The organism is Rhizobium sp. NZLR10, assembly GCF_019685125.1.
Lineage (GTDB): Bacteria > Pseudomonadota > Alphaproteobacteria > Rhizobiales > Rhizobiaceae > Rhizobium.
Genome location: NZ_JABDWE010000032.1, coordinates 23,805 through 34,869 on the forward strand (window position 1 = coordinate 23,805; position 11,065 = coordinate 34,869).

General features: G+C 60.1%; 10 protein-coding genes and 1 tRNA gene. 6 read left to right on the plus strand and 5 right to left on the minus strand.

What is annotated here, in order from left to right; translation table 11 throughout:
- Positions 1 to 250 precede the first annotated feature (250 nt).
- A complete protein-coding gene (ppk2, locus tag HJB82_RS30930) occupies positions 251 to 1,132 on the plus strand; it encodes a polyphosphate kinase 2 (protein WP_207582776.1) in 882 nt (293 codons plus the stop codon).
- 87 nt (positions 1,133 to 1,219) lie between these two features.
- Here the strand turns inward: ppk2 and HJB82_RS30935 are convergent, their stop codons facing one another.
- On the minus strand, positions 1,220 to 2,410 hold the full coding sequence (locus HJB82_RS30935) for a regulator (RefSeq protein ID WP_207582775.1): 1,191 nt from the start codon (positions 2,408 to 2,410) through the stop codon (positions 1,220 to 1,222).
- 286 nt (positions 2,411 to 2,696) lie between these two features.
- Here HJB82_RS30935 and HJB82_RS30940 point away from each other — a divergent pair, with 286 nt between their 5' ends.
- Together HJB82_RS30940 and HJB82_RS30945 are read left to right on the plus strand one after the other, a co-directional pair.
- The gene (locus HJB82_RS30940) at positions 2,697 to 3,656 is read left to right on the plus strand and encodes a nitronate monooxygenase family protein (protein WP_207582774.1); all 960 of its coding nucleotides are present in this window, start codon (positions 2,697 to 2,699) and stop codon (positions 3,654 to 3,656) included.
- A 121-nt stretch (positions 3,657 to 3,777) separates the two neighbouring features.
- Positions 3,778 to 3,853 (plus strand) — tRNA-Thr (locus HJB82_RS30945).
- A 209-nt stretch (positions 3,854 to 4,062) separates the two neighbouring features.
- Here HJB82_RS30945 and HJB82_RS30950 read toward each other — a convergent pair.
- Both HJB82_RS30950 and HJB82_RS30955 read right to left on the minus strand, forming a co-directional pair.
- The gene (locus tag HJB82_RS30950) at positions 4,063 to 4,623 is read right to left on the minus strand and encodes a hypothetical protein (RefSeq protein WP_221142341.1); all 561 of its coding nucleotides are present in this window, start codon (positions 4,621 to 4,623) and stop codon (positions 4,063 to 4,065) included.
- A 162-nt stretch (positions 4,624 to 4,785) separates the two neighbouring features.
- Positions 4,786 to 5,202: a hypothetical protein gene (locus HJB82_RS30955; RefSeq protein WP_207582772.1), complete on the minus strand. Its 417-nt coding sequence runs from the start codon at positions 5,200 to 5,202 to the stop codon at positions 4,786 to 4,788.
- A gap of 498 nt (positions 5,203 to 5,700) precedes the next feature.
- On the opposite strand from HJB82_RS30955, the gene HJB82_RS30960 reads away from it, so the two are divergent.
- Together HJB82_RS30960 and HJB82_RS30965 are read left to right on the plus strand one after the other, a co-directional pair.
- Positions 5,701 to 6,078 (plus strand): hypothetical protein, encoded by a 378-nt coding sequence (locus HJB82_RS30960; protein WP_207582771.1) that lies wholly within the window; start codon positions 5,701 to 5,703, stop codon positions 6,076 to 6,078.
- Between the two features lie 234 nt (positions 6,079 to 6,312).
- Positions 6,313 to 7,803, plus strand: a complete 1,491-nt coding sequence (locus tag HJB82_RS30965; protein ID WP_207582770.1) for an MDR family MFS transporter — start codon at positions 6,313 to 6,315, stop codon at positions 7,801 to 7,803.
- Positions 7,804 to 7,878: 75 nt separating this feature from the next.
- Here HJB82_RS30965 and HJB82_RS30970 read toward each other — a convergent pair whose 3' ends face one another.
- Positions 7,879 to 8,256, minus strand: coding sequence for a nuclear transport factor 2 family protein (locus HJB82_RS30970; RefSeq protein WP_221116144.1), 378 nt, complete (start codon positions 8,254 to 8,256; stop codon positions 7,879 to 7,881).
- Positions 8,257 to 8,380: 124 nt separating this feature from the next.
- On the opposite strand from HJB82_RS30970, the gene HJB82_RS30975 reads away from it, so the two are divergent.
- Positions 8,381 to 8,842 (plus strand): MarR family winged helix-turn-helix transcriptional regulator, encoded by a 462-nt coding sequence (locus HJB82_RS30975; RefSeq protein ID WP_207582768.1) that lies wholly within the window; start codon positions 8,381 to 8,383, stop codon positions 8,840 to 8,842.
- 20 nt (positions 8,843 to 8,862) lie between these two features.
- Here HJB82_RS30975 and HJB82_RS30980 read toward each other — a convergent pair whose 3' ends face one another.
- Entirely contained in the window at positions 8,863 to 10,869 is a 2,007-nt protein-coding gene (locus tag HJB82_RS30980) for an ABC transporter ATP-binding protein/permease (RefSeq protein ID WP_221142342.1), read from the minus strand.
- Between the last annotated feature and the right edge of the window lie 196 nt (positions 10,870 to 11,065).

Genomic DNA, 11,065 nt, shown 5'->3' on the forward strand with positions numbered 1-11,065 from the left:
GATGCGCGCCGACAGGCTTTTTCTCCATGGAATTTCGTCTTGCAAGTGCCCTCGCGGCGTCGATTCGTTTTTCTTGATATTGAACTCTGCCTGATAGCGCCAATTCATGACAGTAGTTTTCGGGCTGCCGCTCCGATGTGAAAGGCGGTCGGCGAAACCCACAAAAAACACCGGCCGAACGCGAAAGATTTGATTTTCAACGGTAACTATGCTCGCCTGCGGGAAAGAAGCGATCGCTAAGGAGGAGCATATGGCCGAGACCGTCGAAAGCAGGGCTGTGGAGCTGGATATCCGCGGCAAGAAGCGCACCTTCGATGTCGACAATCCCGTCCTGCCAGACTGGGTGGAGGAACACGCACTGGCTTCCGGCGGCTTTCCCTACAAGAAGAAGCTCAAGGAAGAGGATTATCTGGAGCAGCTGGAAAAGCTGCAGGTGGAACTCGTCAAGGTACAGTTCTGGCTGCAGGCATCAGGCAAGCGGGTGATGGCGCTGTTCGAAGGGCGCGACGCTGCCGGCAAGGGCGGCGCGATCTCGGCCTCCTCAGCGCATATGAACCCTCGTCTTGCACGCGTCGTGGCGCTGACCAAGCCGACCGAGCGCGAACAGGGACAATGGTATTTCCAGCGTTATGTCGCCCAGTTTCCAACCGCTGGCGAATTCGTGCTGTTCGACCGCTCCTGGTACAACCGCGCCGGCGTCGAGCCGGTCATGGGCTTCTGCACGCCGCAGCAATATGAGGATTTTCTCAAACAGGCGCCGCAGCTCGAAAAGATCATCGCCCATGAAGGCATCTTCTTCTTCAAATTCTATCTCGATATCGGCCGCGAAATGCAGCTGAAGCGTTTTCACGACCGCAGGCACGATCCGTTGAAAGTCTGGAAGCTGTCGTCGATGGACATCGCGGCGCTGACGAAATGGGGCGATTATAGCGAAAAGCGCGACCGGATGCTGAAGGAAACCCATACGGATTTCGCGCCCTGGACGGTGATCCGCGCCAACGACAAGCGGCGGGCGCGCCTCGAACTCATCCGCCACATGCTGAACCGGATGGATTATGACGGCAAGGACAAGACGGTGCTCGGCATGGTCGATGAGGAGATCATCGGCTCAGGGCCTGGCTTCCTGAAATAAGGTTTCCTGAAACAGGCGGCGGGCGGAAAGCCATCGGCGCCATCGGCTTCGCCGAGGCTGGCGCCACCGGCTTTGCCGGGGCTGAGATCACTGCCCCGGCAGGATGCGGATCGCGAAGAGGTTGATGCCGCGCGCCTTGCCGTCGAGATCGCTGTTGATCGTCAGCGTGCCCGGCGCATTCGGCGCCAGCGAGCGATCGAATTTCACCTGCAGCAGCGCATCCGACTTTTCGCGGGTGACGTTGAAGCGATGGCGGGGGCAATTGCCGAGCGACTGGAAATTGCATTCGACGGTGACCTGCGTTGGCTCGTCGGTGGTCGATTGCAGCGTCAGCGCGATCGTCGAGGATTTGCCGGCAAGCTGCTGCAGCACCGTGGCGGGAACGCTGATCGAGATATTGCCGTCGGCTGCGCCGCTCTCAGAAATCAGGCGGATGGCGGGGCCGTCATTCTCGGTGATCTTTTCGGTGCGCGCCCGCGGACCGCTCTGGATCTTGTCGGCCTCTTCGGGTTTGAACAGCGGGATCCAATCGGCCGAAAAGCTGTTCTGCGGATCGATGGTCACCGGCTCGTCGGTGTGAGGAGCGGCATTGTCGTCATTGCCGGTGAAATCCTCGGGCTGGGTGCTGGCCGGCGGATTGGCGACGCTGGTGTCGCGCTCGGCCGCCGTCAGCAGCAGGCCCGACGTATGCGCCCACCAGGCGCCGATGCCGATGAAGGCAAGCAGGACGCACCAGACCAGCAGCCTGGAAAAGAATTTGCGCGGCTTGCGGCGGCCTGCCGCCCGTTCCGGGCGGAAATCCATATTGGTGGCGCGCTGGCCGCGGCTAAGCCGCTCCTCGCCGACGGGCGCGGCAGCCAGGTGATCGGCACTGCCCGCATGCACGTCGTCGAGACTGAAATCGTCGCTGCGGCCGTGGGCCACTTCGGGGGCGCGGGTCTCGCCTGCGGCCACGGGGCTGTCGATGAGGTTGTCGATATCGGCCACATCACCCTTGTGAATGGGCGGCGCCGGCATTTCCACAACAGGCGGCACGGGCACTTCAGGCGGCCTCTGGCGTGGGTGAAGGCGGTCGCGCTCCTCGCCTTCGATGGCGTGGATGGTGCTTTCCAGGCGATGGCGGTGATGGGCAACGACCTCGGTATCGGTGATATCCTGCTTGCGCAGGCCGGCTTCAAGCGCCTGGCGGGCCGACTGATAGATCCTCGCTCGAACCTCCGGATTGTCGCGATCGGAATTCTCGAGCGCTGTTCTGATGGCCGTTTCTAATCCGCTCACATTCAGTCCTTCACCTTGAACCCGGCATCGGACTGCAATCCCCGCCGTTCTCCATCAAAATTCGGTAGCGGCAAGCGCGGCAAACCGCAAGCCTTGCAGGCCCGGCTGCGGTTCATCGGCGGGATTATTGCCGAGTTTCACCGCTTACGGGGCTTATTTTATTAGCTTTCCCGGACGTATATATTCGGGCTGAAATCGACGAAGGCATGGCAGCCGCTCTTTTATCGCGTTTTCTTCTCTGTTAAGAGGTTGACGTTTTCGTAAACGTCAATGGAAGCGATGAAGCATGGCCCTGCCCCCGATCCTCAAAGACAAATTGAGACTGCCGGTCATCGGCTCGCCGCTGTTCATCATCTCGCATCCGGCGCTGACGCTGGCGCAATGCAAGGCGGGCGTCATCGGGGCGTTTCCGGCACTGAACGCCCGGCCGGCAAGCCAGCTCGACGAATGGCTGGCCGAGATCACCGAAGAGCTTGCCCGCCACGACGCCGCCCATCCCGAAAGGCCGGCTGCCCCCTTTGCCGTCAATCAGATCGTCCATATGTCGAACAAGCGGCTGGAGCACGATCTGTCGCTCTGCGTCAAATACAAGGTGCCGATCGTCATCTCCTCGCTCGGCGCGGTGCCTGAGGTCAATGCGGCTGTGCATTCCTATGGCGGCATCGTACTGCATGACATTATCAACAACCGCCACGCCCATTCGGCAATCCGCAAGGGGGCCGACGGGCTGATCGCGGTGGCGGCCGGGGCCGGCGGCCATGCCGGCACGCTGTCGCCCTTTGCGCTGATCCAGGAAATCCGCGAATGGTTCGACGGGCCGCTGCTGCTGGCCGGTGCGATTTCCACCGGCGGCGCCATTCTCGCAGCAGAAGCGATGGGCGCCGACATGGCCTATATCGGCTCGCCCTTCATCGCCACGCAAGAGGCACGCGCCACCGAAGCCTACAAGCAGGCGATCGTCGAAAGTGCCGCGGCCGACATCGTCTATTCCAACTATTTCACCGGCGTGCACGGCAACTATCTCAAGCCCTCGATCGTCGCCGCCGGCATGGACCCCGACAACCTGCCCGCAGCCGATGTCTCGAAGATGGATTTCGAACAGGCGGTCGGCGGCGCCAAGGCCTGGAAGGACATATGGGGCAGCGGCCAGGGCATCAGCGCCATCAAGGCCGTCGAGCCGGTGGCCAACCTCGTCGACCGGCTGGAGGCCGAATACAAGGCCGCTCGCGCCCGGCTTAGCCTCTGAACCGGCTCTCCCCGCCGCTGCCCTCTTTTTTGCCAAAGGCATGACAGGGCGCTTGAAATCTTCGGACAATGGCTGTATCAGCGCCATGCAAATCGTAGGCCGCATGCTTCGGCCGTGAGATGCCGCTTTAGCTCAGGTGGTAGAGCACATCATTCGTAATGATGGGGTCGCAGGTTCGAGTCCTGCAAGCGGCACCATTTTTCTTTCAGATTTCAACATGTTATTGAGATAATGCGCCGAAGTACGGTGAGGCCTTTTCTGCGGGCAGCATCTGGGCAGCACGCATGTAAATGGCATTCGCGGCCGAATAAGACGAGTGTGAGCCTCCACCACGGAACTCAAGTCTCCTCCAGTCGGAAGTTTCGCAACCGCTGCCATAAAGGTGTTCAGCTAGAGGGACAATAGCTCAGAACCCTTCCTCCATGGAACAGGAATAGGTGCTATGATCACCGTAGTCGGTGATCCATCCTCGGTCATCAACGGGCTCGTTCTGTCCAGATCCGGAAAGTACTTTGAGGTCCCTTCCCGTGCGCTGCAGGATGTTGTCATGCAGCGTCTTTACTTTTTCCGGGAACGAAAAGTAGTAGTAGAAGGGCGACATGCAGCCGCCGCCAGCATCGAGAGCGTAGATCGGCATGCTGAACTGGGTGTATCTGCTTCCGAAGAATTCACCACTTGTAGCGACATTTATTAGCGGCATGTCATTCGAAGTGCATGTCGCCGTTATCTTTCTTTCCATCGTCTTGAGGCTTGCTTTGGCCTCGTCTGGAATGGCGACGGTGATATTGATCGCCTGATCATCGGCGTAATATGATATTGCCCCTTCTGTGAAGGCGCATTTGAGCGGATCTGGAAAGACTTTCTCTGCCCATTTATCTGCCGCAATCCTCGAAGTCGGAAGAAGAACGGCGGTCGAACATAAAACCGCAACCGACAAGCCCTGCAAACTGAAGAGAAATGAAAACATTTGAAATAGCCCCAAACCCGCTCGCAAGTTGCATGGTATCGGGAGATTTTCAACTATCGTTTCTGCGAAAAACTTCAGCAAGGCTTCCGGTGAAGCTCTTACGCAAATGCAAATGACCGAGGAGGATATGGCCCATCCGGCGGCGCAGGCATAACCCCGTCATCATTTGATAGCCCACTTGAAAAACCGCCTCAAAACGTCATGGAGAATCAGAAAGGAACACATGCTGATCCAGCCGCCCCAAAGGCAAATCAGATAAAACGCGCCAAATCTGAAATGACCAAATAGCTCGGTCCCGCCTCGGCACTTCGCGTTGGTACATGTGGTGATTTGACCCATGCCATATGCAGCTAGCGCAACTAGAGCCAGACCTGAAAGCGCAATGCCTAACGCCTTGGCGGTTGAAATCTGCGGGTCAGGTTTGCGTTTAATCTGGCGCGAGTAGATGAAATAGATTGCTAAACAGGCGCACGGAAGAGCCGTCGCCAGTGAGGCTGACAGCATCGAAACGGCCGTCTGATCTACCAGGATCGAGAAAACGTTCGCCCAAATATAAGCAAAAATAGGGACGCAAAGCATTGAGGTCTCCCAGCTTTTTGGGCCAGGTTTATAGAACTCCTGGAAGACAATGACGAAATGGCACGCCAGCGCGAAGAGCGCTGGAAGTAGTGGGAACTCCCATCGTAAAATAAGCAATCTCAACAATCTGAAAGCTACCTAGCGCTCTGCCGAAAATGAGGCGATGATGCGTTAAAGAAATGTCCCCTGTCCAGGAGCCACCTTGAATTTCCGGTTTAACTAGACGGCAGTGGCTAGGACCTCGACGACGGGCCGCATCAGCAGAGCAAGACAAACAGCAATTAATCGATAGAGCGGCAAAGAAGGGCACCTTGAATATGGGCGGGCCACATTAGCAGTCGCCGAAAAGAAAACAATCGGCGCGCGAATTTATCCGAATTTTCCCACCTTGCACCGATGCCCCCGCTTATACCGTCAACAACCTGAAAATCGCGACATTGCAGGAACAATGCCGCCGCCGAGCTGGTTCCCCCTGAGTCAACAAGCATGGAGAACATTATGTCCTGCAAATTCATCGCGATATCGCTACTTTCGATCGGTCTTGCCGGCACGGCGCTGGCGCAGACGACGGGTGGAGCAGATTCCAGTGGGCGGCTGTCGGTGGCGCCGATCATTGGCGGATCGGGGAGTTCGGGTGCGGGTTCGGCCGGTGCCGGTTCTGGCAGCACTGGTTCGGCGGGCAGCGGTTCTGTCGGGACCGATCCCGGCACCACCGGCAGCACGAGCGGCGGCACCACCGGCAATGGCGGCGTCGAGTTGAATAGCGGCCGCAGCACGATCAATCCCGGCGGCGTCAATCCGGATCTCAAGCCGACGCCGGGTTGCACCGCCGGTTCCGCGAATACCGGCTCGGGCAGCGAGGCCTGCCCGCAATGAGGATGAAGCGGATGTCCGCCTGACCTCTTGACAGGATGAAGGCCCGGCCCGCCGGCCCTCGCTTCGGCCGTCGCGGCTGCGAAATCACGTGAAAATAAGAGCCGCGAGAACGGCTTTACGACTCGCGCTTGCGGACGTAAAACTACCCATCACTCCGCAAGCGGCGCATCGCCCCACATCCCAGCCAGCCTGCCGACATTCCCGGCATCTGCGGAGCACCCGAAGAGGATCGTCATGTCGAATGCAGCGCAACGCTCGAACCGCGTGCTTATCGTCGCCACCATCATGGTCGCGACCTTCATGGTGGCGATCGAGGCAACGATCGTGGCAACCGCGATGCCGCGCATCGTCGGGCAGCTCGGCGGTTTTTCCTATTACAGCTGGGTGTTTTCGGCCTTCCTGCTGGCGCAGTCGACGACGACCGTGATCTACGGCAAACTCTCCGACATCTTTGGGCGCAAGCCGGTGCTGATCGGCGGCATCCTGATTTTCCTTCTGGGCTCTTTGCTCTGCGGCTTTGCCTGGTCGATGATGTCGCTGGTGCTGTTCCGGCTGTTGCAGGGGCTGGGTGCGGGCGCGATCCAGCCGGTGACGATGACCATCATCGGCGATCTCTTCAAGCTCGAGGAGCGCGGCCGCGTTCAGGGTGCAATGGCGACCGTCTGGGCGACGTCGGCCGTCGTCGGGCCGCTTGCCGGCGGCATCATCGTCGACAATATCTCCTGGGCCTGGATCTTCTGGATCAACCTGCCGATCGGCATTATCTCGATCATCGCCTTCATGGTCTTCCTCAAGGAGGACGTGGCGCACAAGCAGGCAAAGATCGACTACCTCGGATCGGTACTGTTTTCGATCTCGATCGTCGCGCTCCTGGTCATGCTGACGGAAACCGATGCGAGCGCCTGGATCCTGCTGTCGCTTTTCGCCGTCTTCATCGTCTCGGGCATTCTCTTCCTCGCCCAGGAGAAGCGGGCGCCGGAGCCGATTATTTCGATCCCGCTCTGGAGCCGCCGCTTGATCGCCACCAGCAATGCGGCGACGCTGCTGGCCGGCATGGCGCTGATCGGGCTTTCGACAATCCTGCCGCTCTATGTGCAGGGCGTGCTCGGCCGCTCGCCTCTTGTCGCCGGCTTCACGCTCACCATGCTGGTCGTCGGCTGGCCGCTGGCCGTCATGCTCTCCAGCCGCTTCTACAAAGCCTTCGGCATCCGCCGGACGCTGCGGGTCGGCAGCCTGCTCTTTCCGTTCGGCGCCTGTTTCCTGTTGTTCCTGACACCTGAGAGTTCGCCGGCGCTTGCCGGCGCCGGCTCCTTCTTCATGGGCTTCGGCATGGGTCTGATCAGCCTCACCAGCATCGTGCTGGTGCAGGACAGCGTCGAATGGTCGATGCGCGGCAGCGCCACCGCCTCGATCATCTTTGCCCGCAGCCTCGGCAATACGCTCGGCGCCACCGTGCTCGGCGCCATTCTCAATGCCGGCATCAACCATTATGCAGGCGGCGAGGCGGCGGCCGGCCTGCGCGAGGCGCTGAACCAGCCGACCGGGCTTTCTGCGCTCGCCGCCGACCCGGCGATCCGCTCGGTCTTCAACGCAGCCCTGCACTGGAGCTTCTGGGGCGTGGTCGTCGTCGCGGTGCTGACCTTCTTCACAACGTGGCTGATCCCGGTCGGATCTAGTCGGAGCCAAAAGGGCGCGGCAGTTGCAAGCGAGGCGGCCTCGCATTAGGCGGTTCGGCTGGGCCGCCGAGGGATCGATGGTCGTCCCCGGCATAGTCAGTACAAGCTTACAGAGCATGCGGGCTTACAAGGCATCCTGGATATCGAAGCGAATAATCCCATCGCCTGCGATGCGGAAGATATGCGTCACGGTCTTGTCCTTCAGGCCGTGGGTCTGCCCCTCAAGCGGCCGGCCATCAAGGTCGAAGACCGACTGGATCACCTCGACAGCGACGGCGCCATCTTCGGTTTTTTCGAATTCGACCGGCTCGACGTGCGGGCTGATGACAGCCCACTGCCTTGTCCAATAGTCGCGCACGGCCTCACGACCATGGATATGGCCGCCATCCATGCCGTTGGCCCAGGCGACATTATCGGACAGCACGGCAAGGACCGCGTCGATATCTCTCGCATTGAAGCTGGCATAGATGCGCTTGATCATCTCAACATCATTTTGCGACATATCGGTTCCCTCCGTGGAAATTGAAACATTCGCTGTCGAAACGGCATTGTCGAACGCCGTGCATGAATATATATATGTACGTATATATCTTGCAGTCAAGCGCGTGGGAAAAAGGGTAAATGGAATGGACGAAGACGTGCTGTCGACGCCGGGGCATCTCATCAGTCTCGCGGCGCGGGGGTTTGCGCGGCTCAGCGAGTCACGCCTCAAACCGCTCGGTTTCGGTGTTGGCCAGTTGCCGGTGCTGGTGGCGCTGCAAGATGGCAAGGCAAGCACGCAGCGCGATCTCGCCCGCTTTGCGAGGACAGAGCAACCGCCGATGGCGCAGATGCTTACCCGCATGGAGCGGGATGGCCTGATTGCGCGGACACGCGACCCGGCTGACGGGCGCAGCAGCCGCATCGTGCTGACGAAGGCTGCACAAGAAGCCATGCCGGAGGCGATTGCCGCCTTGTTCCAAGGGAATAACGAGGCATTGGCAGGGTTTACGGATGCGGAATCGGCACAGCTTGTCGATCTGCTCAAGCGGCTGATCGAAAATCTGGATCGGATTGCCAGCGCGGAGGTTCCCTTGCGCGACCGATGAATTCTGCGCCCAAGCGGACGTCATTTCTCATTCCGCGGCTGCGCCGCCTTGTTCGCGGCCGTGCCGGCCTTCGGCAGGGAGCGGCGGTTCTCCAAAACGCGTGACAATAAGGTCCGCTTTCTCTTGCGCTTGATCAGATCGATATCGCTGACCAGCTTTGCTCCGCCCTCGCGCCGCTCCAGGGTGATCTTGCGGCTATGGAAGACTTCGAGTTCGGCGCGATGTGCGACACTGATGATGGTCACCTCTGGCAATTCTTGGATCACCATCTGCATCATCTTGTCCTGGCTCTTCTCATCGAGTGCCGAGGTTGCTTCATCCAGCACGATGATATCGGGGGTGTGCAGCAGGAGACGCGCAAAGGCGAGCCGCTGCTTTTCGCCGCCCGACAAGGTCTGGTCCCAGGGCGCGTCTTCCTCGATCCTGTCGTTCAGATAATCCAGTCCCACCTTGGCGAGGGCCTCCTTGATCTTATCCAGCGTCCAGCTATCGGCGGCGCCGGGATAGGCGACGGCGCGGCGAAGCGTGCCCGACGGGATGTAGGGCCGTTGCGGCAGCATGAACAAGCGTCGGTCGGCGTGGAAATTGACGCTGCCGTCACCCCAGGGCCAAAGACCGGCGATCGCCCGCACCAGCGTGCTCTTGCCCGACCCGGATTCGCCGGATACGAGCACCCGCTCGCCGGGTTCGATCGCCACCTGGGTTTCCGTGACCACGGCGGTGCCGTCGTCAAGCGACACCGAGAGATCGTTCAGGCTGAGCATCGCCTCGCCCTCCGTCTCGCCGCGCTTGATGCGCCCGAGCGCGTCGCTCTGTTCGGCCCGCTCCAGCCCGTCGAGCGACATCATCAGCGAAGCGATGCGCCGTGCACAGGCGTTCCAGTCGGCAAGACGGGGATAGTTATCGACCAGCCATCCGAACGCGCCCTGGACGATGGCGAAAGCAGACGCAGCCTGCATGACCTGTCCGAGCGTCATGCTGCCTTCGAGAAACTTCGGAGCGCACAGCAAGACCGGCACGACGGGAGCAATCAGCATCGATCCATGCGACACAAGCGTTGTGCGCATGTGCTGGCGGGCAAGCAGCGCCCATTGCCCGAGCACATTGGTGAAGGTTTTGTTGAGGTCGTTGCGCTCCTCCTCTTCGCCGCCGAGCAATGCGATGCTCTCGCCGTTTTCGCGCACATGCGTCAGCGTGTAGCGAAATTCGGCTTCGGTTTGATTTTTAGCCTCGGAGACCTGGACGAAATGCCGGCCGATGACCGCCATCGAACTGGAGGTAATCGCGGCATAGAGAACCGCAGTGACGACGAGAAAGCCGGGAATGGTGACGGTGAAACCTGCGATCGGCAGCGTCAACGCCCCGCCGATCGTCCAGAGCACGACGATGAAGGTCGAAGCCGCCAAGAATGCGGAAATGACCCCGGCGATGAAATCGACAGGGGCTTCGGTGGCAATCCGCAAATCCTCCGAAATGCGCGCTTCGGGGTTCTTGTGGTCACCGCCGATCAGGTTCAACTGATAATAACGGCCGTTTGCCAGCCAGCGCCCGATGACGGCGGTCGTCAGCCAGGAACGCCAGCGGCGCTGGATCATCATGCGCAGGGCGACTTGTGTGGTGACAACGGCGACGGTGCCGAGCACCAGCGGCAGGAAGACGGCGCTGAGGAAATAGACGGTGCCGGCATCGTGTCGCTCTATGGCGTCAAAGATCCCGCGGTTCCACAGATTGATTCCATACTGGAAACCGACATTGATGCCGATCAGCGCCAGCAGCCCGAGTGTGCACGGCCAGGCGAGCCTGTCACCGCCGCGGCTCCAGTAGTGGCGGGCGCTGATCCAGAAACGCTTGAGCAAATACTTCTTGCGTGCCTGCTCGGCCTCCTCGGGCGTCACTTCCGGACTGGGTTCGATGACATCTGGCGGCGGCACGACCTCGACAGTCGATGCCTTCTCGTCGAGCGACGCCTCGGAACCCTGCGGTTCGGTGCCGTCGACCGATATCGGATTAAGTTTAGCGCCGGTCATAAGCACGACAACGGCTTACAGATCGAAAGGTTTCATGATGCCGACGTTTGGCGTTGTGCCGTTTAGGCTCCTTGTATCTGCACGTTAGAGATTTTGTGCGATGGAAGCGATTGAGCCTCTGGCCGGGTGGCCACCCGGCCAGAGGCGTGACGAAGTCGCCCGTTCCCCCTCTGGTTACAACCGTGGATGAGCCTGG

Coding starts and splice junctions, on each gene's coding strand:
- ppk2 (WP_207582776.1), top strand. CDS start 251: ATGGCCGAGACCGTCGAAAGCAGGGCTGTGGAGCTGGATATCCGCGGC.
- HJB82_RS30940 (WP_207582774.1), top strand. CDS start 2,697: ATGGCCCTGCCCCCGATCCTCAAAGACAAATTGAGACTGCCGGTCATC.
- HJB82_RS30950 (WP_221142341.1), bottom strand. CDS start 4,623: ATGTTTTCATTTCTCTTCAGTTTGCAGGGCTTGTCGGTTGCGGTTTTA.
- HJB82_RS30955 (WP_207582772.1), bottom strand. CDS start 5,202: ATGCTTTGCGTCCCTATTTTTGCTTATATTTGGGCGAACGTTTTCTCG.
- HJB82_RS30960 (WP_207582771.1), top strand. CDS start 5,701: ATGTCCTGCAAATTCATCGCGATATCGCTACTTTCGATCGGTCTTGCC.
- HJB82_RS30965 (WP_207582770.1), top strand. CDS start 6,313: ATGTCGAATGCAGCGCAACGCTCGAACCGCGTGCTTATCGTCGCCACC.
- HJB82_RS30970 (WP_221116144.1), bottom strand. CDS start 8,256: ATGTCGCAAAATGATGTTGAGATGATCAAGCGCATCTATGCCAGCTTC.
- HJB82_RS30975 (WP_207582768.1), top strand. CDS start 8,381: ATGGACGAAGACGTGCTGTCGACGCCGGGGCATCTCATCAGTCTCGCG.
- HJB82_RS30980 (WP_221142342.1), bottom strand. CDS start 10,869: ATGACCGGCGCTAAACTTAATCCGATATCGGTCGACGGCACCGAACCG.